Raw genomic sequence first — 25,485 nt, 5'->3', positions numbered from 1 at the left:
TTTCATTCCCCTTAGCAGTGAAAATCCGGAGACCAAGGCGAACGCTTCGCTTTTCCGCGGGTCGTTCCGTCCTCTCCGCTGTTTAAGCGGAATACGAAAACACTTTTTCAAAAAAAGAAATCGCCCTTTTGGTAAATGGAGGTACGACCCAACCATTTCAAAAGGAGCGATTTCTTTGTACATTCAATAGTCCATTGACCCTCTTTGCTTGCCAATGGATCTGGAAGGAGAGATTTCATGTGGCCGCAGAAGAGCAGGAAGAACAAGAGAACCAAGGCAAAGATCTGGCTGAACCCGGATCGGGCCCCTGGTCCCCTACACCCATAATAACGGTACTCTTCTGACGGACTTCATGGTTTTTCCGGTCATTATGAACAGACTTCCCCTTAGATTGGTGCTTAACGCTTAAGAACTCCGGTTCTATTTCACATAAATTCTGATCTGATCCGGTGCAGTTCTTGCCAGGACCCGGTACCCTTCTGTAGAAGCAGTTGCCACTCCATTCGCACCTGGAAGACAATAGCCGTTCACTTGACAGGTTCCATCATCGCGGACAAGGAGCTTGCCCATGGTTCCTACAGCCACCCACTCTGGACGATCAATCCGTGGAACATACGTTTGAGAAGGCTTATATTGAGGATTGAGAACGGCCGCGCTCACAGAATACGCAGGGGTTAGAACATTGCCCTTCATGTCTGTAACAGCCTCCACTTCCCGATCTGCATAGATGACCCGGCCCCATTCATCAACTTCGTATTTGCCTTTCCAATGTAAATGACTTGCATCTCCCAGTATAGAAGGTCTTGCACTGATAACACCCAAGATGTATTTATCTGCCGGTGTGGCCTTTCTGACCCGTTCACCCTCTGTGGTCACGAAATAACCCGGTTCTATCGGCAATCCATCCACCGTCTCAAACATTTCGGCGTAATCTGCACCATTTGGAAACACATTACCTTGAAGGTATAAATTTCCGGTAGACCCCTGAAGAACAGCAGCCAGGCCGGAGGTATCAGCATTACCATTGGCTAAATGCCAAGAACCGGGATAAAGTGTCTCTCCATTCGAACCCATAATGTGAGAAAAAATGTGTATTGGTAGAACGACCGTATTATTACCTTCAGCGTGAGAGGATAATGCATCTGCAATGGTGGATAAACCTTCAGTATGCGAAAAAGGTCCATTTGCCTGAGTGAGAGAACCTTCCGCATGTGAGGCATCACCCGAAGCATTCGTTTGATTGCCTTCCGCATGTGAGGCTACACCCGATGCAAGCGTCTGATTGCCTTCCGCATGTGAAGCTACACCCGAAGCAGTCGTTTGAGCACCCTCAGCGTGAGATTGCGTTCCGGAAGCAGTAGTTAAACCTCCCTCAGCGTGGGCAGCGTCATTGATTGCATAAGTGTTGTAGCCTTCCGCATGTGCGGCTGGTGCTGATGCAAGCGTACCATTCCCTTCGGCATGGGCCGTGTCCAATAGTGCAATGGTCTGGTACCCTTCGGCATGAGCCGCTGAAGCGGCGGCTGTCGTCTCATAACCCTCAGCATGGGAGGCAAAGCCGCTAGCGGTAGTGGAATTCCCTTCTGCATGCGCACAAGACCCGGGAGCATTTTGATTGCATCCTTCATTTGCCATAAGTCATTCCTCCTAATATTCTGTCCTACCCTATAGACTATTGAATATTAGAAGGAATGGACACGGCATATCTCTAGGGTACAACCAACTATTTGTCATATTCCGACACTATATTAACCACAACAACCGCTTCAACCCAAAGTAAGCCATCTGCGGTGATGATGCTCCTGCACTTCAACCGGGGTATCGAAGAAATCGCTCAACACCTCTGACTGCAGGCAGTTCACAGTCTCATCTCCTTTATATATTTCTCCGTTCTTTACCAGCAGCGTATGGGTGAAGCAGGGGGTGATCTCTTCGATGTGGTGCGTCACATACAGCAAGGTAGGCCCGCCCTCCTGCTTCGTGATTTTCTCAATCATCTGCAGCAGCTGTTCGCGGGCGAAAATATCCAGTCCCGTGCAGGGCTCATCCAGAATCAGCAGCTCCGGATTGGCGATTAGCGCGCGTGCGATGAGGATTTTCTGACGTTGTCCTTGCGATAAGGTATCATAAGTACGGGCAGCCAGGACGGAACAATCCAGAAATTCCATCAGCTCCTCCGCCTGCTTCAGATCTTCTTCATCCGTCTTGTCATATAGCCCGATCGTCGCAAATTTACCGCTGAGGATGATGTTGAGTGCGGTCTGATGGCCGTACAGCTTTTGCTGCAGGGAGGTGCTGACCCAGCCGATCCGTTTGCGCAGCTCCCGCAGATCGACATCGCCGAAGCGGTGGCCTAATACCTCCACCTCCCCCTCCGTGGGCCAGATATAGCCGTTCACCACATTCAGCATGGTCGTCTTGCCGGACCCGTTCAAACCGACAATACACCAATGCTCCCCTTGTTGTACCTTCCAATTCATATCGCGCAAGATCATGGTCTTGTCACGCCGCCACGATACATGTTCAAGTGATATAATCATGTTCGGCTCCCCTCCTTCTCTCATTCTAGTATATTTCAATATACCCTTCGGTTCCATGCACACGGATGCGCTGCCCGTCCTGAATCAGCTTGGTCGCATCCGCCACCCCAACCACTGCCGGTATGCCATATTCCCGTGCGATTACGGAGCCATGTGTCATCAGTCCCCCGACCTCGGTGACCAGGCCTTTAATAGAGACGAACAAGGGGGTCCAGCTCGGGTCAGTAAATGAGGTAACTAATATATCCCCTTCTTCCAGGTCAGCCTCCTCCATCTTGAGGATCACCCGGGCCCGTCCTTCTACCACACCGGAGGAAACAGGCAGACCGGCCAGCGCTCCAGACGGCAGATGCTCCCTTTTGTACCGGCCGGAGAGGATCTCACCGTCAGAGGTTATTACACGCGGGGGAGTGAGCTTTTGATATCCATGGAATTCGTCTTTACGTGTGCGGATGAGCTGATCATCGAGCGAACTTGTGCGGACAGCTTCCTCCAGCTCTTCAAAATAGAGATAGAATATATCCTCCCGCTCACGGATAACCCCTGCTTGGACCAGCCGCTCCGCTTCCTTCAGCATCGCCTGCTTGTATACCATGTAACGGTTAATATAGCCGTATTTGGGATATTCCCGGTAACCGATGAAATTGCGGACCAGGTCAATATTCTGCTTGGTCTCCCGGGCTTTATGGTCACCATCCGGTAACTGCTTCAAGCGGGCCAGCAGCTCTTGTTCCTTATTCCAGGCTTCCTGCCGTCCCTGCTCAAATCTCTGCTTGCCGGCATTAGGCCCGAAGTTTCTGATATTCCCAAGAATCAGAGGGAGCAGCATGGAAGGCTTCTCGCTCCAGCGGGGTCTGGTGATATCAATTTCCCCTGTACAGCGCATTCCGTATCTGTCCAGGTAGTCTGTCAGAGCATCGTAGGCTTCTTGTCCGCCTTCTAACGTACACAGTCCGGCCAGGAAATCATCCCCTTGTGCCTGCTGTAGATAATCTACAACCTGCGGACAGGGACGAATCACATCGGCGACATCCAGCAGCGCCAGGCCCATTTCAGAAGTGATATTGTTCTGTACAGACTGCGACAGCGTATCTGCGGCGTTAATCTCACCCAACCACTCGTTCAGATGATCATTGATCCAGGACGAAGCATCCATTGCTGCCATGAACACCGCTGTACTCTGCGGATTGAATAGAACCCTCTTCAGCTCCTGGATATCCTCCCGGATAAACTCGAATAACGCTGAGCCTGATTTCGTTCGGATGCTCTGTTTCAGCGCTTCTACCGATGCTTCGCAGCTCTTAATCAACTCCGTAACGATGGCCGGATCGCCTCCGGCAGGGACTTGTTCTGCGGGGGACGGCTTGGCTGTATTGTTTTGGTTAGGAGCAGGCGGCTGTTCAGCAGCCGGGGGAGCAGGGATGAAATCATCCCGTCCGATGATCGTCAGAAGCGCGTCTTTGACCAGCGGATCGGATTTGCCAAGCGTATCAATGATCGTATTTCTGGCCGGTGAAGCCAAGTGGGAGGTGATATCGACAAACAGCCGTCCGCCGGCTTTGCGCATGGTAGCAGGAGTAATCATCAGGTAAAATGACAAGCCCAGCGGCTTCATGGCATCTGTCATCATTTGCGCGTGACCTACGGATAGATACGCACGGTTCTCCTGATCACTAGACTCAGGGATGGGGAATAACGTTGTGATCGGCCGGCTCTGGACGATATAAAAGGTGTCATCAGCCAAACACCATTCGATGTCCTGGGGGGACCCGAAATTAGCTTCTATTTGTCTCCCGATACGTGCGAGCTGTAAAATCTGTGGTTCCGAAAGAGTCTGAGCCTCTTGCTGATCGGGACCGAGCAGGCGGGTTTCTGTGCCGCCTCCCGGGATACCGTAGATCGCCAGTTTTTTGGCCGCTATCCGCTTCTCGACGATTTCCCCGTTCTGCACCTTATAACCATCCGCAGTGACCAAGCCTGAGACTAGTGCCTCCCCAAGACCATAGCTGGCGTCGATAGACAGCAGCTTGCGGTTATTCGTAACCGGATCTGCAGTGAACAGAATCCCCGAAGCCTGCGGGAAGATCATTGTTTGAATAATTACGGATAAGTAGACCTGTCTGTGGTCAAAACCATTCTGCATCCGGTAGATTACCGCACGGTCCGTGAACAGCGACGCCCAGCATTTGCGGATATGCTCAAGGATGGCGTCCAGCCCGATAATATTCAGATACGTATCTTGTTGACCGGCAAAAGAGGCCTGCGGCAGATCCTCGGCAGTGGCACTGGAGCGCACGGCATACGCCTGATCGTCCCCAAGCCGGGAGAGATGACGGGTCACCGCTGCCACCACTCCGGGAGGAATCACCGTTTCAGTAAGAGTCTGGCGGATCGCTCTGCTGATCTCCCCTATTTGCGTCCGGTCATCTGCTTGCAGCAGGGTTAACCGTTCCAGCAGAGCATGATACGTTTCATTATGCCGGATAGCTTCCAGATAGCCCTCAGTAGTAACACAGAATCCTTCAGGTACATGGATGCCTTCCATCCTGGACAACTTGCTCAGATTTAGCCCTTTGCCGCCAACCTGTGACAGTGGTGTATGGTCCATTTCCTCCAAACCGAGAACCAGTGAACGCATTCCTATCTCCCCTGACCTATTAAAATGAGAAAAAAATTTGACAATGAGCTTGGCAGCATGTTATATTGGTAATATAAGATAACATTTCTGTGCTCATTAACTAAAATCGTAATCGGAATTGATTATATCACTGTGTATGTACATATGCAATATGAAAGAACCTGGGCCTATGGCCCAGGTTCTTTTTTGAGCGAAAACATTAATTATTTCGTCCATAGTAAAGCTTCAGGTTGGTGACATCCACCAGATACAGGATATCTATGCCCTTCGGACTGCGGTCTACCGCAAGGCGCTCGATCGGGATACACGGTGCAAGTGAGGTTTCAGCCCAGCCCCCGCCGGTGTTTACCGCCATGAACGCCCGGTCGGTTCCGCTGCTTTTGACGTAGTAGATTCTTGCAGCCGTACCAGCCCAGGTCACATCAATGGCGGCATTGGTGGGAGCGGCGTTATAGACTGTCTCCCGGGTCCAGCCTCCTGCACCATAAGTGGCCTGCTTCACCGCGAAGCTGGTGCTGCCCTCCTCGCGGTAACGGTAAGCAATCACGGGACGGCCCGCAGCATCAAGCGTCATCTTGGCGCTCTGGACGCCTGGACCTCCGGGGTCACTTCCGCTCTGCACATAGGCCTCGCTTGGAGCCATAGGCTGTACAATATCCGCCGTAGTCAGGGAGACCGGCGCTGATACTGGAGTACCGTCCGCCTTGCTGAACACACCGGTGGCCGGGCTGTATTTCAGATAGGACAACTGGTGGCGCAGCGGACTGGCGGCGAAATACGCCCACTCGAACAGGATATGCAGATCTCCGTTAGCGTCAAAGACCAGATCGTCCGGATAGACAGACCGGTTCAGGTGAGCCGCAATCACCTTGACCTGAGTCCAGACAGAATCGGCATTATTCCAGCGGAATAGAACAGCCTCTCTTTTGCCTGCCGGATCTTTGTCCGTGCGCACCAGCAGATACAAATCTCCGTTCGGAGCAGTTGTCACTACCGGATAGGTCACCGTTATATCTGCGGGTAGCTCATCCGAGTGATTCTGGGGAATTCCGCCGACGGAATCCGAGCGGTAATACCTCCAGGCATTGCTGTGCATGGAAGCAAATACATGGAACCGTCCGCTCCCGTCTCTAGCCATTGAGGGCTGGTTATGGCCGAGATCATCCGGATATTCCGCAGGAATTGTACCGTCCATAAGCGGAAGCTTGCTCCAGATTCCGTCATTGTCTCTTCTTGCAATAGCAATGGTATGCTTGCCGGGTATAGCTCCCGGGGCGTTATAGGCCATATAAGCATACTCGAAGCCAAGCCCATAAGTGGCGATAGGGGACCACCATCCGGCCTGATTACTGGAGTCCATCGGAAAAGGCACTTCCTCCAGTACCGCAGCAGCACTCCCGGTTCCCGCCGGCAGCAGGGTTAACAGCAGGGTCATAACGAGACCCAGCGTCCATTTTCTGTTCTTTTTCAAAGCTTACGCCTCCCTTAGATCACTACTTCTTGATCGTGATGTAAACGCATTCACAACGATTCGGCACCGCCCCTCCTTCTATCAGATTCACTATGTTGCTGGCCCAACAATAGCATGCAGCCCGGAGGAATGTTACTGTATTATTGCAAGATTACTGTATAGTCCAAGGAGTGATTGATATGCCCCAAGAAGATAATTTTCAATATGTTCATATTGTTTTTAGTCTCTCTGACGCCGGTTCCTTAAAAGTAGCGCTTAGTACCATTGGTGTGCGGGAGTTATGCGAAGTCCTGTCCTTCAATGAATTGTTTTCAGTCGGCCCAATATCCAGCATAGATACGGCAACAGGACAGCAGAATAGGCATCTTTGGATGATGGAGCATGATAAGGACTATAGCTTTTATCTACATCACAACCAGGAGCATACGCTTGCTAATATGGTACAAGCAGTAAGGAGTATTCCCGGGCATATACCGATAGTCATTTGGTGTGCAGATAACGCGCATGATCAAACAGGTCTGCGGTTCGTATTACATCTGCTGCGGGAGCGGAAAGAACGGGTTCATATCGCCAATGTAACGGAGCTTTATTATACAGCGGGGTTGCATAGTACAGAAGGGAACCTTCCCTATTATCGAGGCGCAATCGGTCAAGAGCAGTTTCTGTCCATTGTAAAAAACCATTATCAAGGACTTCCTCTTGATAATGGCTTAAGAAGCATGTATGAAGCGGAGTGGCTGAGGCTATCGGAAGACCATCATGTGCTGCGCTTGTGGGAAGAATCCACTGTTATCGGCCGGGAGGAAACTGCGCTGGATGAGGTCATCCTGCGGGCCGTCAGGGAGCTGGAGCAGGAGCAAGACGAGCACGGGTATATCAATGCCGCGAGTGTCTTTATTAGAGTATTCAAGAGTTCGCTGCAATTCGTGGGAGAAGCTTTTGTGACTTATAGAATTTGGATGCTGGTGAACCAAGGCGACTTAGCGTTCAGAGGATTACCGTGGGCTTTGCACCAGTTCTCGCTTCGCCTTGGTCTCCCACAGCGATTGTAACAACGGTCCGTTCAAGCAGCGTCCACCCGAGCGCTAAGGTTGATACTGCTTACTATTTAAAATGCACCGAACCGGCTGCCGGCTGCTACACCCTTAGGAGAGATCTGTTCAATCTCTGCCAAATCTTCTGCGGTTAGCATCACTTGCAGCGCACCTATATTCTCTTGCACGCGCTCCAAACGCTTGGTTCCCGGAATCGGAACGATCTGCTCACCTTGTGCCAGGAGCCAGGCCAGACTCAGCTGCGCGGGTGTGCAGCCTTTACGGACGGCCATTTGCTCGATCAGGGAGACGACTTCAATATTCTTCGTAAAGTTCTCGCCTTGGAACCTCGGGTAATAACGCCGGTAATCATCTTCCGGCAGATCCTCGAACTTCCTGATCTGTCCGGTTAGAAACCCGCGGCCAAGCGGGCTATAAGGGACCAGACCGATACGCAATTCCTGCAGAACGGGGAGAATCTCGTCCTCCACTTCCCTGCTCCACAGGGAGTATTCGGTTTCGACGGCACTAACCGGATGCACCGCATGTGCCCGGCGGATGATATCGGCGGGTGCCTCCGACAGCCCGATATAGCGGATTTTCCCTTGCTTCACCAGATCAGAGAGCGTGCCGACCGTGTCCTCAATGGGGGTATTCGGATCGGGCCGGTGCTGGTAATAGAGATCAATATAATCCAAGCCCAGGCTGTAGAGACTGGCATCAACGGATTTTTTGATATAGGCAGGAGTTCCTGTGGGTCCTTGACCATGCGTAATACCAAATTTGCTGGCGATCACGGCCTGATCCCGGCGCCCCTTGAGCGCACGCCCGACAAGCTTTTCGTTCCCCCCGAACCGTCCGAGGAGGTATTCCTCCCCATAAATGTCCGCTGTGTCAAACATCGTCACGCCCGCATCCAGCGCCCCTTGAAGGGTACGTACCGATTCCTCGTTGTCCGACATCATCATCGTTCCGAGGCCGAGGGCCGACACTTCAAGTCCTTCGCTCCCCAGCTTTCTTTGTTGCAGCATATGGTTTCCTCTTTTCAAGTATTTAGAATCAGTTGATATGGGTCTATTCTAATCCATCTATACCAGGGCAACCACACAACGCTTTTACTAGTAAAAATATTACCTGTCAGCATTCCCCTCCAGAACCGGTGTGTAGACGCAGATGTGAATGTCCGGACTGCCGGACAGATCAAGCAAGGAGTTGATATCATAAGTAACGTACTTAGGGATATCCAAAGACTGTAGCGTAATACGCTGTACTTTTTTGAGCTGTATATCGTATGACTTCCAGATTTGATTAAATTCCCTGCTGCTCCCGGTCAGCTCCTTCACCGTCTCCTCATACCAGGGGTCTCCCTTGTGTTTATCATAATACGTTCTGAAGACAGAAACCGCATAGCTTGAGAACTCTTCTATATTGACGATGCGGCGGCGTATATCCATGTTGTTAAATAACAAACGGATGAAATAACGGTCTTCGGCAGCAATGGATGCAAAATCAGCGATCATCTCTCCCGCGGCCTCGTTCCAGGCGAGAATCTCTGACCTCTCATTGGTGATATAGGAAGGATATTCGATCTGATCAATGATCAGCTGCATCTGCGGATTCACGAAATCCGGGGCGGCAAGAGGCAGAGGAGGATTCGAGGTATGCGGATTCCATAACTCAAACAGATGATTTTTCTCGTCCGCTGATAATTGCAGCGCTTCGGCGATACTTTGCATCACTTCCCTGGATGCTGTTAATTCCCGGCCCTGCTCCAGCCACGTATAGTAGGTAACACTTACGCCTGCGAGCAGCGAGACTTCCTCCCGGCGTAGTCCAGGTGTCTTGCGCTGCCCATTGTGAATGCTTAGGCCCACATCCTTGGGAGATAGCCGTTCTCTGCGTGATTTCAGGAACGCCCCCAGTGTTTTGGCCTTGTGGCTGACTAACATCTTATGATCACCATCCGGATTATTGTTCATTTCATATACAACTCGACCAGCTTGTAACAACGGTCCTTTGTTACGCCTGCCAGCGTAGCCGCGTACTCCAATCCCTCCATAGTGCCGCCTTTATATTGAGCTGCAGCCTTGGCGGCGGTCTCATCCCGTTCCTTAATCCAGCTGAGCTGTTCTTTTTTCAATGCGGCCATATCGGTTTCGGAGAGCTGCTGCTTGAGCACCTGATAAATTTCGTTCAGCGCCTTGTCCCACCGCTCATGCTCCTTGGAGGCGGCCTCCTTCATATCTGCCGTTATGCCGCTGTCCGACAGTGCCTTCAGATCACTTAGGCCCTCTTCAATCTTATCCAGCTTGTCAAAATACGCCTGCCGCTGTGACTCCTCCGCCTCCGGAGTGGCCTTGGGGGTAGCTTCCGGTGCGGCTGTTGACGCAGGGATCTGCGCAGTCGGAGCCTGTGTCGGTTCCGTTGTCGGCGTAGTCTCCGGTGTAGCCTGCGGCGTTGTGTCCGGTGAGGCCGCTATGGCCTGTCCGGTCTCCACAGGGGTTGCTGCGTCTCCATTAGTAGACTCATTATTCCCGCAGCCTGCCAGTAGCAGACTGGAGATTAGCATCGTAGTTAGAATCGCTTGTCTCATAAGTCCTCATCCTGTCATTGGGTTATAGTCGAAATTCATTTGCTCTATAAGACGCACTTAAGTTTTAAACTTGAAGCTTCATCGTCACTGCGGTGAACATTTGGACTTCCGGCCGCTGTTGTCAGCAGATTTCTTGATTTAATCCGCTCTTCGCGGGTGAAATCCGCTGACAAAGGCGGTCGCTACCGCTCCTCCAGTTCCAAATTTCCCCTCCGCTTCTTTTGCTTTTTGTTTATTTCTTTAGTGCTTCTTAAAATAGTTAAAACACCTTCTTCAGAGTAATTACCTGAATTCGCTGTTTTGGAATCAAGACATTTCTGCTTGACAGCTGTTTGTGATCGCAGTAGTATTTTAAAATACTCCTACGGTATTCGAAGGATAAATTACAGTAAAGGAGCCCCATCCATGATTGAAGCATTACGCAAGCTAGGCTTATCCGATCTGGAAGCCCGCTGCTATCTGGCACTCCACGGCCAGCCTCCCTCCTCTGGCTACGAGGTAGCGAAGCAAGTGTCCGTCTCGCGTTCCAACGTATACGGCGCGCTGCGCAGCCTGGTAGACAAAGGGGTCTGCCGGACCTGCGAAGGCGAGCCTGTTACGTACGCAGCCATTCCGGTGGGACAGGTAGTCAAGCTGCTTCAGGCTGACTTCGAGCGAACGGCCCGCCTGCTGGAGAATGAGCTGGCGACTCTGCCGGTGACACCGCCCTTCTTCAGTAACTGGAAGGGAGACCCGCAAGTGGACCTGGCGATCCGCCGCCTTGCTGCCAATGCCCAAGAGGAGATTCTGGTGGATCTGTGGGCCGAGGATCTGCACAGGGTAGAGGAAGCCCTGCTTGCTGCCGAGCACCGGGGCATCGCTGTTCATCTGATGGTGATCGGGGAGGTGCCCACAGAGCTGAAGCGCGTCATTATACATAGCGTACCACCTGGAACCCCGCCTAAATCCCGGAATTTCTCGATCCTGCTGGATAAGGAGATCTCTCTTCTGGGAAGCTTCAACCGGCATTCCCAAGCCTCGGCGCTGGAGAGCAACCATCCGGCGGTACTGGACGCTCTTCAGACTTCCTATTACCACGATGTTGTTATGATGCGGATTGAGCAAGATTTCGCGGGAGCACTGGAAGACCGCTACGGTAAGAACTACGCTTTGATCCGCCGGGAACACCCGGAGATGCTCTCCAGGAAGCTGGAGACAGAACCTGAACTCTGAAAGGATGAATTCCCATGACAGAACCCGGATCATCCGTGCTGCATAACCGCTCGTTCCTGCGCTTATGGATCGCGCGGATTTTCTCGACCAGCGCCTTTCAGATGCTGTCCGTTGCCATCGGCTGGCAGATGTATGCCCTGACGGACAGTGCCTTCCAGCTTGGTCTGGTCGGCCTGGCCCAATTCCTGCCTATGCTGCTGTTGACGCTGCCTGCCGGACAGACGGCGGACCGTTATGACCGCCGCACCATCGTCTTTCTCTGTCAGCTGATAGAGAGCCTCGTCGTTCTGCTGCTCGTTATCGGCAGTATAGAGGGCTGGCTCGGCTCGGTTCATCTGCTGGCGGCAGCAGCCGTTCTTGGCGCGTGCCGCACCTTCGAGAGCCCGGCCTCAGCGGCGCTTGTGCCGGACATTGTGGACCGTGAGCAGTTGCCGAAGGCGGCAGCCTGGTCCGCATCCGCAATGCAGACGGCGATGATCATCGGCCCGTCGCTCGGAGGTGTCCTCGTTATCTGGGGAACTGCCGCCGCCTACACGGCATCCCTCGTCGCTCTGCTGGTATCCACGGTCCTGATCTTCTTCGTGAAGACGGTCCATTTCGTGAAGAAGCTGGACGCGGTCAGCATGGACACCTTCCTCAGCGGCTTGCGGTTTGTATTCGCCCGCCGGATTATTCTCGGCACCATCTCGCTGGACCTGTTCGCTGTGCTGCTGGGCGGCGCCACTGCCCTGCTGCCGATATTTGCCGAAGATATTCTGAAGACCGGCTCACTTGGCCTCGGTCTGCTCCGTACCGCACCGGCAGTTGGGGCCATCATCGTCTCGCTGATCCTGACCCGGTATTCGGTGGAACGGGCTATCGGGAAGACGCTGTTCGCCTCGCTCATCGTGTTCGCGCTGGCGACGATTCTCTTCGGCCTCTCCCACAGCTTCTGGCTGTCTCTCTTCGCGCTGTTCCTGATCGGAGCCTCCGATGTAGTAAGTGTCGTCATCCGTTCGACACTCGTCCAGGTCAACACGCCGCCGGAGATGCAGGGCCGTGTGAACGCGGTCAATTCACTGTTCATCGGCACCTCGAACCAGCTTGGTGAATTCGAGTCGGGGACGATGGCCGGGCTGGTCGGTGCCGTGCCTGCTACGGTGATCGGCGGACTGGGCACCCTGATCATCTCTGTGATCTGGATGTACTGGCTTTTCCCCGTTCTCCGCACGCAGAAGACCTTTACAGCGGAGGAAATCTAGGAAGCAGCGGATAACCTTAATCATGGTTGATGATGCACATAGCGAAATAGGGCTTGCCATCCGGCAGCCCCATTTTGCTGTACACAGGAGGTGATACACGCTCAGCAACCCGCGAGCCTCCGGCGAACTTAATACTCTCCCTTGATTACAAAAAACGATCCCCGGATGGTTCCGGCCAGCTTGGACTTCTGTCTGGCGAACTTGAATTTTGTCTCCAGCTCCTTGGGAACCTCCATCCCCTCGGAGAGCTTGAACCCGACCGCCCGCTTCTTGGGGTCATCCACCGTGTACATGACGTTAACCGCCAGGCCATCCTCATAAAAGACGTAGGCGAACCGGATATTCTCCACTTGAAAGCGCGACGTCTCCAGCGGTCTGGCCGCGAATTCCAGGCCGCGCTCTTTGCTTAGAATCCCGTTCACATAATCCAGGGTCTCCTGGCTTTCGGCAGCCGGGATCACTGTGAATTCATGCTTGTATTTATTCATGAAGTAACGTGCTTCATTCGCACGCAGCCCGGCAAGGGCCTCAGCCACAGGTGATGTTTCCAGCCCTACTACAGATACCTCTTTGAAATCTACCACATACGACATTTCGTCCCTCCGTACGGTTCACATTATTTTTTGACTACAGGAATCCACATCTCACCATAAACCAAGCCATCCCGCTGCCCCATCTCCACAGCCGCATTGGGCCCGCCGACGTAGGCGAACGCTTCCGCTTCCGGCAAGGCCTGTCCAAAGGCCAGACCTGTCAGAGTATTGCTTAATTCCTCAGACGTCTGCGCTTCTCCGGCAACCACCAGGTATTCCCCTTTGGGGAATTGGATCACTCTGGCTTCTTCCGGTGCTGGTGTTCCAGCTCCTGCCATAACACCGGCATAATGCATCATCTTGCCGTTAACCGCTTCATTCACTACGAACACATACTCATTCGCCGCGATTCCTTTTAGATAGCTAAGTCTGCCATCTTCAGTAACCGCCTGCCAAAAATCCGATTTCTCCTTATGAATCCCGGCATAGTCTGTGTAACTGCTCTTAAGCTCAGTTCCCAGACCTATCACGGTAAAGCTGTCTTTCTCTGCAATGGTATACACTGCCATAGTTAGCACCTTCCTTGGTATAAGTTTTGTCTTCTGTACTTCCTATGAATATGATAACCTTAAACCATGTCAAAAAATGAACCTGTTTAGGAGCGCCTATGAAAAAAGTGGAACGGATTAATATCATCATGCGGTACATTAACAATCGTGCCCACTTTACCTTGTCTGAAATCATGCGGGAATTCCATATCTCACGTTCCACAGCGATCCGGGATATCCGGGAAATCGAGGCTCTGGGCATGCCGCTGGTCGCTGAGGTAGGCAGGGATGGCGGGTATTTCGTCATGCGCAACTCTGTCCTTCCCGTTGTGCGGTTCACTGACAGTGAGCTTAAAGCGCTTTTTATCGCCTTCATGGCTACACGGAATGCACAGCTTCCTTATCTCAAGAGCCGGCAGTCTTTAGGGGAGAAATTACTCGGCCTGATCTCGGAGAACCAGCAGGAGGACCTGTTTCTATTGAATCAAATCCTGTTGTTTGAGGGCACGAACCCTTATAATCCCGACCTGCTCGATCTCTCTGACCTCCCTCATCCCATGCTGGAACAATTGATTCAGCTTCTGCTTCAGGACCGCTACATGTGCATTACGGTTGAACAAGACCGTGAACTGCGGACCTATCCTATCTATTTGCTGCACCTGTACCGTGAGAAAAGTGTCTGGCTTATTGAAGGCTTTGACCTGAATGAAGAAACGAAGCAGGTGTATCCTGTCGATCAGCTTACAGCTGTTATCCCCTATCCGGTCAAAAAGAGATTAAGCCCCAAAAAGATTATGGACAAGCTGAGCAAGCAGGCAAAAGCAATCAATCTGGTCCTTGAGCTTGGTCCGCTAGCCATCACCCAATTCAAGAAATACCATCCCTTCAAAACGGCCATTTCCTATACCGATCCTTATCAGACCTCGGCCCTGCTGGAGACCTTCGTCGATCCGGCGAAGCCGGATGAAGTGAGCGGCATGATGAATTGGCTGCTGTTCCTGGGCGGGGACGTCAAGGTCAGAGACATGCCCGCAGAAATGCGGCAAGGGCTGCAAGAGCGGTTGCGGTTGTTTACAACCTGACATTGTTTCCTCCGGACTCTATACAACCTGTCTAAAAGAGTTTAATATTCTCAATAGTTAACTGCAAAAGGAGACGCTAAGAACATGCTGGATTCAAACACAATGAAGCTATTAGAAAAAACACTGAGCGCCAGTATCAGCAATAAGGAAATTGCCGGTGCGAATTTCATGGTGATCAAGGACGGGAAAGAAATCCTGTATCAAGAGGATGGCTATGCTGACATCGAAGAGGGACGTCCAATGTCCAGAGATTCGATTGTCCGGTTGTATTCTATGACGAAACCGGTTACAGCCACGGCCGTAATGCTGCTGCTGGAGCGCGGAGAGATTGATCTGTTCGATCCGGTCAGCCGGTATATTCCGGGATTCAAGCATCAGAGGGTTGAGAAAGATGGAGAACTCGTTCCAGCGGGACGGGAGATTGCCCTGTTGGATCTGCTGAACATGACCTCGGGGCTGGTCTACGGAGGAACAGACAAGGCGGGGCAGCATACAGAGGCGTTGTTCCGGGAGCTGGACGGCCGTCTGCACGGCGGTCATCCGATGAGTACTCTGGAATTCGCGAACCGTCTGGGCGAAGGCCCGCTCTCATTCGAGCCGGGAACCTCCTGGCAATACGGCACTTCCGCAGATGTCCTTGGTGCGGTGGTGGAAGCGGTTAGCGGTATGCGCTACGGGGAATTCCTGCAACAGGAAATCTTCGGTCCGCTGCAAATGAATGATACCGGCTTCTGGCTGCCGGAGGACAAAAGAAACCGCTTGGCCCGAGTCTACCAGGATGACGGCGCAGGCGGCTTGAAGCGGTATACAGAGAATCATCTGGGTATCTGTCATCACATGGATAAAGAACCCGCCTACGAATCAGGCGGAGCCGGTCTGGTCTCCACCATTGAGGATGCCGCCAATTTCACAACGATGCTGATGAATCAGGGCAGTCATAACGGCATTCAGCTGCTCCGGCCCAGAACCGTCCAATATATGACCTCGGCGCATCTAACCGCTTGGCAGCAGAAAGGGTTCGATCCGTGGCATTCCCTCCAGGGCTACAGCTATGGCAACCAGATGCGGATCATGACTAATCCCGGCCTGGCCGGAGGACTCGGCGGCGCTGGTGAATACGGCTGGGACGGCTGGCTGGGGGCTTATTTTGCCAATAGTCCGCAAGACGGTCTGACCATCCTGTTCATGATTCAGAAGAAGGACGCCGGAACCCTGCCCATTACCCGCAAGCTGCGCAATATCGTGTTCAGCAGCTTATAAGCGGCGGTCATAACTTGTAGAGCACACCAATAGAGGGTTCAGTTCTGATCCGGGATACTGGACAAGAACTGAACCCTTGTGTAGTTACAGGTGTATTGTCACAGGGTCCCGCTGGCGTCACCACTTGGCGTTGGCCCTGTTCGCGGCAATGACTTCAAGAAAACGGTCAGGGAAGTTGGTATACACTCCATCTACTCCCCAGGAATAGGCTTTATCCATGTTGAGCTGGTAATTCACCGTGTAAGGCATAAGCTTCAGTCCCGCTCGCTTCACCTGTGCCACATAAGCTGCGCTGATCCCCTGGAAATTCGGACTGATCCCGACAGCGTAAGTCTTCACCTTGGTCAGATAGGCTTGGGTAACCCTTGTGGCCGTATAATCATTCCATACAAGCTGGTAGAGCGGAATGTCCGGGTTGATGGAATGAAACCTCTGTAGACTGGATGCGCTGAAGGAATGGATGGATACTACAGATTCCAGTTTGTATTTTGTAATAGAATCATTCAATATCACTTCGATATTCTTCGGAAGCGGCTCCTTGATTTCGATCACATAGTTCATGTTGCTGCCGAAGGTGTCGAAGACCTCTTCAAGCGTGGGAACGGTAATACCTGCGTAGAGATCTCTCGCAAACATCGGGTACGCCTTATTGAACCATGACCCTGCGTCAAGCTGTTTGATCTGCTCCAAGGTCATATTCTTCACATAACCTGTACCGTTTGTGGTCCGGTTGGCCCTCTCATCATGAATCACGACAGGAACCAGATCCCGGGTCAGCTGGATGTCCAGCTCAATCGAGTCGGACTTCATCTCATGCGCCAGCTCGAAGGCAGGTATAGTGTTCTCGGGGGCATACCCGGACGCGCCGCGATGGGCAATCGTATATACTTTGTCCGCCGGAGTAATAATCTGCTTCACCTTCACCCGGATTACTGGAGAATAGGCATACAGCGTGGAGAACAAACAAATAATAGTCAATACATGTAATCCGATAAAATAAGCCTTATGTCTGAATATCCTCATCATGCTGCTGTCCCCATTTATGTGTGATTATAAAAAGCTCAAGAGAAAAGAACTGGAAAGCGTAATCGTCACTGCGGTGAACATTTGGACTTCCGGCCGCTGTTGTCCCCAGATTTCTTGATTTAAACCGCTGTTGGCAGTAGAAATCCGGAGGCGGTCGCTACCGCTCCTACAGTTCCGAATTTTCCCTCCGCTCCTTCTCGCTTTTCATTATTCTCTGAGAGCTTTTATATAGCGTGTAACCGCATTATATCCATGAAATACCATATCTGCATAATATCCCCCTTCCTGCAAACCCAGACCCTGCCCGGTCAATTATTCTCAAGTCTATCTATCGTATCAGACCTATGTCGCGTAAACAATCCATTGTTCTCGTACCTGAACTAAATACCTGCAGCCGCCATCCAGGCTAGCACACTCTCTCCTCTCGCTTGGTATTCGGAGCAGGAGGAGACGCTCGCTTTTCAGGCCGAAAAAGGCTTACTCTACGGATGGAAAATACCTCCGCAGAGTAAGCCCCAAGGCTGGTACAGATGATAGTAACCGCTACGCCTGCATACTTGCCAGTTCAGCAGAAATCCGCTTCCTGGCCGCATCCACCACGCTAAAATCAATTGCTGCGATATAAATTTTCTTTAATTCGTCCCGGTGCACCTTGGCCTCTGCCAATGCGGCTATCGCCGTTTTCATTGTGGCCTTATATTGTGTGCTTACTTCCTCTAGCGGCCCGGCGAGTCGCTCATCCGTTCCCGGTGCTACAACAGCTTCATACGTATCAACGATTACGTCTCCCTCCCGCTCCGGGTAATATTCATGCGGGCTGGTGCTGTCAAAGATCGCAAAATCAAGCTCACGCACAATGACCATATCCAGACTGTGGGGATCGAATCCGCAATGATAGATTTCCGTATCAAAGCCCCTCTTCTCCGCCTCGGAGGCGATTGTGCGGAGTATGGTTGATTTGCCTGTTCCGGCCCGGCCTTTGAGGAAGAAGCGTCTCCACAGCCCTTCGGTCAAATTAGGTACAAAGTCGACCGATCCTGCCGGCGTTGCTGCGCCCAGAAACCGGTGCTTGACGTCAGCACTTCTCTGTAGATGCGCTTCGCCAAACAGCTGTTCCAGCATCAGGGCCGTTAATTGATCCGCCCGGCCGAAGTCCATATGCTCGAAGTAAATCTTTTCCCATTCGTCATGAATGTTCAGGGCCTCCGCAAACCTGCTGTACGCTGCCGCATAGGCATCAGCAGCCTTCCGGTTAAGCTCCTCAATGATCTCCCTTTGGCTGATCAGCGCTGCCGAGTCCCACACTTCTCCCAGGTTCACGTATTTCCGGGCCGCTCCGGGAGCCTTAGGCTCGATCACATGGGGCGCAGTCCCGTCAACAATGCTCACGCCAAGCGCCGGTATAATAACCCCGTCAATGGAATCCTTATCGGATGAACAATGGATCAGCTCAATATCGTAACCCCGCTCCGCCCATTCCGTGCCGATTGCATTCATCAGGGAGGATTTTCCGGTACCGGGACCGCCTTTCAAGATGAAGATCCGCCGGAGCCCTTGAAGATTCGATTCGAACAAACTGTAGAAGCCAAGAGCCGTATTGCCGTCTGCAAAATATCTTAAAATTCTCGCAGCCATACACCCACTTCCTTTCCCGTTGTCGCCTGGTAGGCTTATAACCATACAATATGCGTCAGGTATTTGTAAGGTGCCTGGTGCGGGAATGAACATCCAATCCAAGTGAAAGCGGCATCCCCATCATGAAATGATAGACATGCCGCTCATATATCGTCGTCTATAAGCCCATATACTTCTCAACACCTGCCGGGTCGATAAGGACCATCTGCTTGTTGCCGATCAGCTTGATCAGACCACTGTCTTCGAACCTGGAGAACTTCCTGCTGATGGTCTCCCGGGTCACCCCGACATAACTCGCCAGCTCTTCACGGGATAGCGGAAGGTCAATATGAATACGTCCGCCGCGCGGTTTGCCATATTTGTCGCTGAGTTCCATGATCATGTAAGCAATCCGGATCTCGGGGTCTTTGGTCGCCAGACTCTGCGCCAGATTCTCTGTATGGGCGAGTCTTTTGGTTAGACTTTTCAGCAGCCGCAGTGAAATATCGGGATTCTCTGTCATTAACTGCTCCATATCGCTGCGGGTCAGCATACAGATATTGGTTTCTTTCAGCGCGTACGCACTGAAGTTGCTAAGCTCATCACTGTTAAAAATACTGAGTTCCCCGAAAAAATCCCCGTTCGTCAGAATGTGTAAAATCTGTTCCTTCCCTTCGGGAGTGATTTTGGATAACTTCACATGCCCCTGTTGAATAATATACAGCGTATCCGAGGGTGCCCCTTCCAGGATTAACGGCTGCCCCTTGGTGAACTTGCGGTGCTTGATCATCGCGCTGATCCGGGTAAGATCCTCATCGGTCAGCGCGGCAAAAATCGGTACCTTGCGTGTACAAGGTTCTGCGGCGTGCTGGCAGGAATGCTCTTTCATACCGTTCCCCCTGTAATGTGAAATGTGGAGCCTTAAGCCTCTAATGTGCAATCGTGTTCTTCTCTTCTACGGGTACGAAGTGGCTGGTGTCCTCGCCACAGACCGGGCATACCCAATCTTCAGGCAAATCTTCAAAGGCTGTGCCGGCTGCGACATCCTCATCGGGATCGCCTACTGCCGGATTATAGATGTAGCCGCAAGGGGTACAGATGTATTTTTTCATCGTTATCAGCTCCTAATAGGTTATATTTAGTTCAATCTGAACTGGACTTCGGCCATAATATCTGTAATACTCCGGCCGTCAAGCTGAATCCCCGACAGAGAGGTTCCCTGCTCAATAGCAGTCTTGTAGGTCAGGGACGCAGCTGCTCCCTGCCAGGAGATGGCACCGGTAATAATGCTGTTTGTCACAAAGATACGTGTATAGGCACCGTTCTCTTCTCCGCATACTGTCCGGTCGCAGAACCGCTCATCTGTGCCGCCAATGGCGAATAGAGAACTACCGAATGCGTTAAACAAAGTAACCGGAACGGCTCTGCGGTATACCGTCAGAGTGTCTGCCATATTGCTTCCGGCAATTTTGCCCTGTTCAATTGCTCCGCCCCACAGTCCTTCCACCAGACCGCCATACTCGGCAACGTCACCGGCTGCATAAATGTTCGGATCACTGGTCTGCAGATGTTCATTGACAATAATGCCCTGGCCGACCTCAATATTCGAGCCGGTAACAAGGTCCGTATTCGGGACAATGCCAATGGAATAGACCACATGATCGCAGGGGAAGCTGGAGCCGTCCTTCAGTGTGACACCAGTAACAGAATCAGTTCCTTCTATAGAAGACACACCTGCTTGCAGCAGCACCTTCACTCCGGATTGCTCAAGCGTCTCCTTCAGTCTGTTGGAAGAGTAACTGTCCAGTTGTCGGCCCATCAGGGAAGGCGCTGCTTCGACCACAGTCACTGTATATCCCGCTTCGTGAAGCGCCCAGGCCGTCTCAATGCCCTGCACGCCACCGCCAATCACGGTTACGCGGCTGCCGTCCTTCAGGCTGTCTTTCAGCCGGTCTGCATCGGTGAGATCCCGGATCGTATGGACGTTGGCAAGTCCGGCACCTTCGATGGATAATGCGCGGTTCTTCGCTCCCATGCAGAGCAGCAGCTTATGATATTCCACGCACTGACCGTCCTCTGTCTCTACCGTATGCCGCTCCGGGTGAAGGGATTGGATACGGGTTGAGGTCTTAACCGTTATGCGGTTATCGCGGTACCATTTCTCCTTCTTGATCAGTACCTTCTCGCTGTGCAGGTCGGTGAACAGGCCCTTGGTCAGCTTAATCCGGTTATACGGCAGGCCGCTCTCTTCCCCGAGGATCGAGATTTCCGAGTCTGCATCCTGATCGCGGATCGCTTTGGCAGCATGGACGGCGGATACACCGCCACCAACAATTACGTAATGCTTTGTCATGTTAACTTCCTCCTCCCTAGATAGAACTGAGCAGCAGATCCGAGACAAATTCAGTCGCATTCTTAATCTTCTGCACCTTCTCCGGTTCTTTAGGCGAGAATCTGACTCTTACCGGGAACTCCACATGGGTCATGCCGGTGGTTTTAATGACTTCTGAGGTGCTTTGTACGGTCATATTCGTTCCGTTCAGGTAATCCTGAATGACCTCAATGGCTTCTCCGCTCCAGCCGTAAGAGCCAAAGGCGGTACCAAGCTTGCCTTCAAGATTCATATCCTGCATCCCTTTCAGTACTTCCTCCAGGTTGCCGATCATATCTGCATATTTCGTAGAGCTGCCGATGAAGACTGCGTCTGCGGATTCGATGCTGCGCAGGATGTCCGTGGTGCTGCTTTTATCCGCATTCCAGACTTCTGTCTCAATACTGTTCTCCTTCAGGCAATTCTCAATGATCGCGGCCATCTTCTTCGTACTGTTCTTGAGGGTAGTATAGACAATAACAGCCTTCTTGCCCTGGGTGGTCTCACGGCTCATGGTGGCGTACAGCCCAATGAACTTAGGAATGTCCTCGCGGATCAGGAACCCGTGGGAAGGCGCAATCATGCGGATCTCCAGGTCTTTCACCGCTTCCAGCAGTGTTCTTACATATCTTCTGTGCGGATGGATAATGGCTGCATAATAGCCTTTGTAATCTTCGGTGATATCGAACCCTGCTTCATCGCTGAACAGATTGTCCACCGCCACATGTGTGCTGAATATATCGCAAGGGAACAGGATCTGATCCTCGATACAATAGGTAATCATCGTTTCAGCGGTATGGAGGTACGGCGTTTCTTTGAACAGCAGTGTTTTGCCGCCGATATCCAGCGTATCCCCGTCTTTGACCACCAGGAAATTCCGGCTGTGCAGCTTGTACATTTCCTGTAGTTCCGGTACAGCAATTTCCGTACATACGATAGTAGCATTCAGCGCCTGCGCAGCCAGAGCCGCAAGTCCGCCGGAGTGATCAGGCTCCGTATGGTTAATGACGATGTAATGAATATCCATCAGGTCGATCATTCCGCCGAGGCACTCGGCATATTCGCGGCCGAATTCCATATCCACCGTATCAATTACAGTCGGCTTGCCTGTTTTGAGTAGATACGAATTATAGGTGGTTCCTTTGGCCAGAATCAGGCGGTGGAACGGGACTTGACGATTATCAATTTTGCCTACCCAGTAGATATCCTCGGCAATTTGTTTAGATTGTGTACTCATTGTATTGACCTCCAATAGTTGATTGATTATCCTTATCAGCACCTTCATTCTATTATGGCTGCCGATTAAAAAGGAGGATTCAAATCAAATTTCAGAAGTTAGTGAAATCTTTCGTTTGCTATACTCTTAATGTAGCCGATTGACCAAAAGGAGGGGTGCGTGCGGTCACAGTGGGAGAAGAATAATTCCTTCTGTAACAAGCAGGTGGAGAAACGTATCTTAATTTACTCAATTCGGAGGAATATGGGGAAGCAAGTGGATTAACAGCATCTACTATGATACGTTTTCGCTACAAGGGGTGAAATGGGAGAATTTAAGTGCTGTTTATCCACCTGCTGTTTTAGAAGTAACCATTCATTCATTAGCAAGTGGATAAAATCCAACTGTTCCCGCTCCTCCTTGCCTCTGCTCTAGAGTAAAGGGCTGGTACAACCCAGCCCCTCCTCATCAAACCGTACGTGAGGTTTTCCCTCATACGGCTTTCCGATGTTTGTCATTCATGGGCATGCAGATTACAATAGCGTTTTTAGTCCACACTTATTGACCATATACTTGACCTCCGGGAATGAACTCATCCATCTCCTCCGTTGTCTCTTCTTCGCATACCACCGCGTAAATCGCTGCAGGATATACCAATCCAGCTTGGCTAATCTCTTTTGGCTGTAGTTCGTGTAGTAATAATTTCTCCATCCCTGTATCTTTGGATTGAGCCATTCCACGTGTTCCACGAACGATTTCCAGCGCATGCCGGGCGGTGCTAATCGGTCTTTGACCACGCCTCGGATACGTTCCTCTGCCTTCTTCGTTAGCCACTGCTGGGTGGTATAGTACACCTTCCCTTGAGAAGTTTCTGCTTTCGTTTTTCGGTGGTGCATTCCTAAGAAGTCGAAGCCTTCGTCTCCTGTCCACAGACCTACAATGCGGGTTTTGGTCGGATGCAGCGTGAGTTCTAGACGTTCCATAATGGTGCGGATGAGTTCATACGCATGTTCTGCATCCTTTTTGGTTTTACAGACCACGACGAAGTCGTCTGCATACCTCGTCAGTTCTCCCAGTCCACTTCCGTGTTTTTCCCATAACCGGTCAAAGTAGTTCAAATAGATATTCGCCAGCAGTGGCGAGATGACACCACCTTGGGGTGTCCCTAGATCGGAGCGCCGTACCTTTCCTTCTTCCATTATTCCCGCATGAAGCCACTTCCGTATGAGCTTCAGAATCCGTCTGTCATTGATACGCATCTGTACCAATTTCATGAGTTTCTCTTGATTGATATGGTCGAAGTAACCTTGGATATCGACGTCGACTACCCAATTTCCTTTGCGGTTGCAGGCTTTCCGGATTCGCTCCAGCGCTCCTTTGGCACTTCGTTTTGGACGAAATCCGAAGGAGACTTCTTTAAAATCGGCTTCAAAGATGGGTTCAATCACCAGTTTGGTTGCCATTTGTAAGACACGGTCCCGTACGGTAGGGATGCCTAGCGGTCTTGGCTTCCCATCTTTCTTCGGGATATAGTGCCGCCGAACCGGCTGCGGATGGTAGCTGCCTTCTTTCAATTCTTGCTCACAGCTTTTGAGAAATCTCGTCACTCCTTGTTTCTCGATTTCAGCGAGCGTTACGGCATCCACTCCCGCAGCTCCCTTATTCGCTTTCACCCGTTTCCAGGCTTCGCATAGCACATCCCACCGGTAGACTTTGTCGTACAAGGCGTGGAATTTACGCTTGTTGTTCTCCTTGGCCGCATGACCTAGCTTTTCTTGGAGTTCTTGAACTTTTTCCTTGGGTGTCGTTAGCCGTTTGGCATTCACTCACTCGTACCTCCTCCAAAAGCGTAAACAAAGCAGGGCTCCTTCCCTCCCTAAGGTTATGTTGTCCTTAGGTTCTTCGGTACTACGAGCCCCTCGGACTCCCTTCCCACAGACGGTTCACTTCGTCTTCTGGACTTATAGAGCGCCTCTTTACGGGTTCCTAAAAAAAAAATTCCGTGTGGGGGAGGGTCTCCCCAGTTCACTGCATTATCTTTCAATCCATGCCGTTCCCTATACGCCGGAGGGTTCTTCACTGTTGTTCCAAGTTCTGCACAGCTTCCTTGGCCTTCGTCCATAATAGCGGGACTCGGCTCCCTCTGTTCCCCTTTGCAGGGCCTTTTTGACGACGCGGCAGGATTCACTTGATGTTGCGGCCTGAATTGTTGCTCGCCCGGTCTCTGACCAGTACTTTTGTCGATGCGCTTTTACACACAGATTTCGCCATGTGCAAGCATCCTAGCTACAAAGGTAGCTTGGTCCCTCCTTTGGTTGGACTTTCACCAACTAGATAATGCGTGCCTCTGGGCACGCCCATATAAAAAAGCCAATCTTCAATAAGATTGGCTTTTCTTAGCGACATACGTTATACAGTCAGAAGTCAGCTTAACCCGTTCGCCATTTCTACTGATTTCATACGCCAAATGTTTCACGAACCGCTGCTGAACCTCCCACCCAGCATACTTCTCATCCAATAATTCCAACATTCCTTCAGTAGTCAAATTCACTTCAAACATAGGTTCAAGCTCTTGTTCACGTTCAAGGTTGACCTCACGGATGTTCGACGCGATAATAATACAGTTTGCTCCATGTTGTCTGGTTCCAGCATTCATCTCACTCAATTTGCTGCTCAATACCTGCTGGGAACGAACATGCTCCAAAGCAGATACTGCAATGATAAGGTCATACTCCTGCTGTTCAATGATAAATTGTTCAATATCGGATAACCTGGGTATAATATAGGGCTCAACTCCAAATTCCTGACTGTAGCTCTTTAGCTTATCTATAGCCGATTCCAACAGATCTACACAAACTACTTGTCCATTTCTATGCTTCAAAGATTTGGCGATGGGAATGCTATTCCGGCCAATACCAGCTCCTAGGTCGAGTACACTTAAATATTCTTGTTCTTTATACTGGTCTACAAGATTGATGACTGTTGCAACGGGTTTGTATAGCCAGGAGCCTGGCTCAAATAGGTTGCACGTATCGTAACAATGATCATGATATTTCTTCTCTTCGGACCTGATTTTGGCTAGCCTGTCCATTCCTTTGCCCCCAAT

22 protein-coding genes are annotated in these 25,485 nt (G+C 51.4%); 5 read left to right on the top strand and 17 right to left on the bottom strand.

What is annotated here, in order from left to right; genetic code table 11:
• Positions 1-420: 420 nt before the first annotated feature.
• The 4 genes from KDC22_RS16420 to KDC22_RS16405 all read right to left on the bottom strand — a co-directional run bounded on the left by KDC22_RS16420 (position 421) and on the right by KDC22_RS16405 (position 6,649).
• The gene (locus KDC22_RS16420; protein ID WP_211723832.1) at positions 421-1,635 is read right to left on the bottom strand and encodes a peptidase G2 autoproteolytic cleavage domain-containing protein; all 1,215 of its coding nucleotides are present in this window, start codon (positions 1,633-1,635) and stop codon (positions 421-423) included.
• A 131-nt stretch (positions 1,636-1,766) separates the two neighbouring features.
• Positions 1,767-2,540 (bottom strand): ABC transporter ATP-binding protein, encoded by a 774-nt coding sequence (locus KDC22_RS16415; protein ID WP_173127501.1) that lies wholly within the window; start codon positions 2,538-2,540, stop codon positions 1,767-1,769.
• A 25-nt stretch (positions 2,541-2,565) separates the two neighbouring features.
• Positions 2,566-5,178: a phosphoenolpyruvate synthase gene (ppsA, locus tag KDC22_RS16410; RefSeq protein WP_211723831.1), complete on the bottom strand. Its 2,613-nt coding sequence runs from the start codon at positions 5,176-5,178 to the stop codon at positions 2,566-2,568.
• 199 nt (positions 5,179-5,377) lie between these two features.
• Complete coding sequence (locus KDC22_RS16405; RefSeq protein ID WP_211723830.1) at positions 5,378-6,649, bottom strand: BNR-4 repeat-containing protein; 1,272 nt, start codon at positions 6,647-6,649, stop codon at positions 5,378-5,380.
• A gap of 179 nt (positions 6,650-6,828) precedes the next feature.
• On the opposite strand from KDC22_RS16405, the gene KDC22_RS16400 reads away from it, so the two are divergent.
• Positions 6,829-7,701: a DUF1835 domain-containing protein gene (locus KDC22_RS16400; RefSeq protein WP_211723829.1), complete on the top strand. Its 873-nt coding sequence runs from the start codon at positions 6,829-6,831 to the stop codon at positions 7,699-7,701.
• 56 nt (positions 7,702-7,757) lie between these two features.
• Here KDC22_RS16400 and KDC22_RS16395 read toward each other — a convergent pair whose 3' ends face one another.
• The 3 genes from KDC22_RS16395 to KDC22_RS16385 all read right to left on the bottom strand — a co-directional run bounded on the left by KDC22_RS16395 (position 7,758) and on the right by KDC22_RS16385 (position 10,276).
• Entirely contained in the window at positions 7,758-8,711 is a 954-nt protein-coding gene (locus tag KDC22_RS16395) for an aldo/keto reductase (protein WP_211724072.1), read from the bottom strand.
• A gap of 102 nt (positions 8,712-8,813) precedes the next feature.
• Positions 8,814-9,662, bottom strand: a complete 849-nt coding sequence (locus KDC22_RS16390) for a helix-turn-helix transcriptional regulator (protein ID WP_173127492.1) — start codon at positions 9,660-9,662, stop codon at positions 8,814-8,816.
• On the bottom strand, positions 9,659-10,276 hold the full coding sequence (locus tag KDC22_RS16385; RefSeq protein ID WP_173127489.1) for a lysozyme inhibitor LprI family protein: 618 nt from the start codon (positions 10,274-10,276) through the stop codon (positions 9,659-9,661). Before KDC22_RS16385 ends, KDC22_RS16390 begins: the two co-directional genes overlap by 4 nt.
• A gap of 405 nt (positions 10,277-10,681) precedes the next feature.
• On the opposite strand from KDC22_RS16385, the gene KDC22_RS16380 reads away from it, so the two are divergent.
• Both KDC22_RS16380 and KDC22_RS16375 read left to right on the top strand, forming a co-directional pair.
• The gene (locus tag KDC22_RS16380; RefSeq protein ID WP_211723828.1) at positions 10,682-11,488 is read left to right on the top strand and encodes a TrmB family transcriptional regulator; all 807 of its coding nucleotides are present in this window, start codon (positions 10,682-10,684) and stop codon (positions 11,486-11,488) included.
• Between the two features lie 14 nt (positions 11,489-11,502).
• Complete coding sequence (locus KDC22_RS16375) at positions 11,503-12,729, top strand: MFS transporter (protein WP_211723827.1); 1,227 nt, start codon at positions 11,503-11,505, stop codon at positions 12,727-12,729.
• A 128-nt stretch (positions 12,730-12,857) separates the two neighbouring features.
• On the opposite strand, the gene KDC22_RS16370 is transcribed toward KDC22_RS16375, so the two are convergent.
• Both KDC22_RS16370 and KDC22_RS16365 read right to left on the bottom strand, forming a co-directional pair.
• A complete protein-coding gene (locus KDC22_RS16370; protein ID WP_211723826.1) occupies positions 12,858-13,322 on the bottom strand; it encodes a phage tail protein in 465 nt (154 codons plus the stop codon).
• A gap of 23 nt (positions 13,323-13,345) precedes the next feature.
• On the bottom strand, positions 13,346-13,831 hold the full coding sequence (locus tag KDC22_RS16365; RefSeq protein WP_211723825.1) for a GyrI-like domain-containing protein: 486 nt from the start codon (positions 13,829-13,831) through the stop codon (positions 13,346-13,348).
• Positions 13,832-13,929: 98 nt separating this feature from the next.
• On the opposite strand from KDC22_RS16365, the gene KDC22_RS16360 reads away from it, so the two are divergent.
• Positions 13,930-14,892, top strand: a complete 963-nt coding sequence (locus tag KDC22_RS16360; protein ID WP_211723824.1) for a helix-turn-helix transcriptional regulator — start codon at positions 13,930-13,932, stop codon at positions 14,890-14,892.
• An 84-nt stretch (positions 14,893-14,976) separates the two neighbouring features.
• Positions 14,977-16,152: a serine hydrolase domain-containing protein gene (locus KDC22_RS16355; RefSeq protein WP_211723823.1), complete on the top strand. Its 1,176-nt coding sequence runs from the start codon at positions 14,977-14,979 to the stop codon at positions 16,150-16,152.
• A 117-nt stretch (positions 16,153-16,269) separates the two neighbouring features.
• Here the strand turns inward: KDC22_RS16355 and KDC22_RS16350 are convergent, their stop codons facing one another.
• The 8 genes from KDC22_RS16350 to KDC22_RS16315 all read right to left on the bottom strand — a co-directional run bounded on the left by KDC22_RS16350 (position 16,270) and on the right by KDC22_RS16315 (position 25,470).
• Positions 16,270-17,178 (bottom strand): glycerophosphodiester phosphodiesterase, encoded by a 909-nt coding sequence (locus tag KDC22_RS16350; RefSeq protein WP_211723822.1) that lies wholly within the window; start codon positions 17,176-17,178, stop codon positions 16,270-16,272.
• A 543-nt stretch (positions 17,179-17,721) separates the two neighbouring features.
• On the bottom strand, positions 17,722-18,813 hold the full coding sequence (locus KDC22_RS16345) for a PRK06851 family protein (protein WP_211723821.1): 1,092 nt from the start codon (positions 18,811-18,813) through the stop codon (positions 17,722-17,724).
• 157 nt (positions 18,814-18,970) lie between these two features.
• The gene (locus KDC22_RS16340) at positions 18,971-19,681 is read right to left on the bottom strand and encodes a Crp/Fnr family transcriptional regulator (RefSeq protein WP_211723820.1); all 711 of its coding nucleotides are present in this window, start codon (positions 19,679-19,681) and stop codon (positions 18,971-18,973) included.
• 40 nt (positions 19,682-19,721) lie between these two features.
• Complete coding sequence (gene rd / locus KDC22_RS16335; RefSeq protein WP_076075525.1) at positions 19,722-19,904, bottom strand: rubredoxin; 183 nt, start codon at positions 19,902-19,904, stop codon at positions 19,722-19,724.
• 26 nt (positions 19,905-19,930) lie between these two features.
• Positions 19,931-21,145, bottom strand: coding sequence for an NAD(P)/FAD-dependent oxidoreductase (locus KDC22_RS16330; protein ID WP_211723819.1), 1,215 nt, complete (start codon positions 21,143-21,145; stop codon positions 19,931-19,933).
• 16 nt (positions 21,146-21,161) lie between these two features.
• Positions 21,162-22,400: an FprA family A-type flavoprotein gene (locus tag KDC22_RS16325; protein ID WP_211723818.1), complete on the bottom strand. Its 1,239-nt coding sequence runs from the start codon at positions 22,398-22,400 to the stop codon at positions 21,162-21,164.
• A 512-nt stretch (positions 22,401-22,912) separates the two neighbouring features.
• Positions 22,913-24,205 carry a group II intron reverse transcriptase/maturase gene (gene ltrA / locus KDC22_RS16320; protein WP_211720874.1) on the bottom strand — a complete coding sequence of 431 codons (1,293 nt, stop codon included), beginning with the start codon at positions 24,203-24,205 and terminating at the stop codon, positions 22,913-22,915.
• Between the two features lie 551 nt (positions 24,206-24,756).
• A complete protein-coding gene (locus tag KDC22_RS16315; RefSeq protein WP_173127452.1) occupies positions 24,757-25,470 on the bottom strand; it encodes a class I SAM-dependent methyltransferase in 714 nt (237 codons plus the stop codon).
• Between the last annotated feature and the right edge of the window lie 15 nt (positions 25,471-25,485).

The sequence above is a fragment of the Paenibacillus tritici genome (assembly GCF_018207515.1).
In the GTDB taxonomy this organism is placed as follows: Bacteria; Bacillota; Bacilli; order Paenibacillales; family Paenibacillaceae; genus Paenibacillus_AQ; species Paenibacillus_AQ tritici.
This window is presented reverse-complemented; position numbering and strand designations above follow the sequence as displayed.

Coding starts and splice junctions, on each gene's coding strand:
- KDC22_RS16380 (WP_211723828.1), top strand. CDS start 10,682: ATGATTGAAGCATTACGCAAGCTAGGCTTATCCGATCTGGAAGCCCGC.
- KDC22_RS16325 (WP_211723818.1), bottom strand. CDS start 22,400: ATGAGTACACAATCTAAACAAATTGCCGAGGATATCTACTGGGTAGGC.
- KDC22_RS16400 (WP_211723829.1), top strand. CDS start 6,829: ATGCCCCAAGAAGATAATTTTCAATATGTTCATATTGTTTTTAGTCTC.
- KDC22_RS16315 (WP_173127452.1), bottom strand. CDS start 25,470: ATGGACAGGCTAGCCAAAATCAGGTCCGAAGAGAAGAAATATCATGAT.
- ppsA (WP_211723831.1), bottom strand. CDS start 5,178: ATGCGTTCACTGGTTCTCGGTTTGGAGGAAATGGACCATACACCACTG.
- KDC22_RS16370 (WP_211723826.1), bottom strand. CDS start 13,322: ATGTCGTATGTGGTAGATTTCAAAGAGGTATCTGTAGTAGGGCTGGAA.
- KDC22_RS16330 (WP_211723819.1), bottom strand. CDS start 21,145: ATGACAAAGCATTACGTAATTGTTGGTGGCGGTGTATCCGCCGTCCAT.
- KDC22_RS16420 (WP_211723832.1), bottom strand. CDS start 1,635: ATGGCAAATGAAGGATGCAATCAAAATGCTCCCGGGTCTTGTGCGCAT.
- KDC22_RS16355 (WP_211723823.1), top strand. CDS start 14,977: ATGCTGGATTCAAACACAATGAAGCTATTAGAAAAAACACTGAGCGCC.
- rd (WP_076075525.1), bottom strand. CDS start 19,904: ATGAAAAAATACATCTGTACCCCTTGCGGCTACATCTATAATCCGGCA.
- KDC22_RS16365 (WP_211723825.1), bottom strand. CDS start 13,831: ATGGCAGTGTATACCATTGCAGAGAAAGACAGCTTTACCGTGATAGGT.
- KDC22_RS16385 (WP_173127489.1), bottom strand. CDS start 10,276: ATGAGACAAGCGATTCTAACTACGATGCTAATCTCCAGTCTGCTACTG.
- KDC22_RS16390 (WP_173127492.1), bottom strand. CDS start 9,662: ATGAACAATAATCCGGATGGTGATCATAAGATGTTAGTCAGCCACAAG.
- KDC22_RS16360 (WP_211723824.1), top strand. CDS start 13,930: ATGAAAAAAGTGGAACGGATTAATATCATCATGCGGTACATTAACAAT.
- KDC22_RS16350 (WP_211723822.1), bottom strand. CDS start 17,178: ATGATGAGGATATTCAGACATAAGGCTTATTTTATCGGATTACATGTA.
- KDC22_RS16340 (WP_211723820.1), bottom strand. CDS start 19,681: ATGAAAGAGCATTCCTGCCAGCACGCCGCAGAACCTTGTACACGCAAG.
- KDC22_RS16345 (WP_211723821.1), bottom strand. CDS start 18,813: ATGGCTGCGAGAATTTTAAGATATTTTGCAGACGGCAATACGGCTCTT.
- KDC22_RS16375 (WP_211723827.1), top strand. CDS start 11,503: ATGACAGAACCCGGATCATCCGTGCTGCATAACCGCTCGTTCCTGCGC.
- KDC22_RS16415 (WP_173127501.1), bottom strand. CDS start 2,540: ATGATTATATCACTTGAACATGTATCGTGGCGGCGTGACAAGACCATG.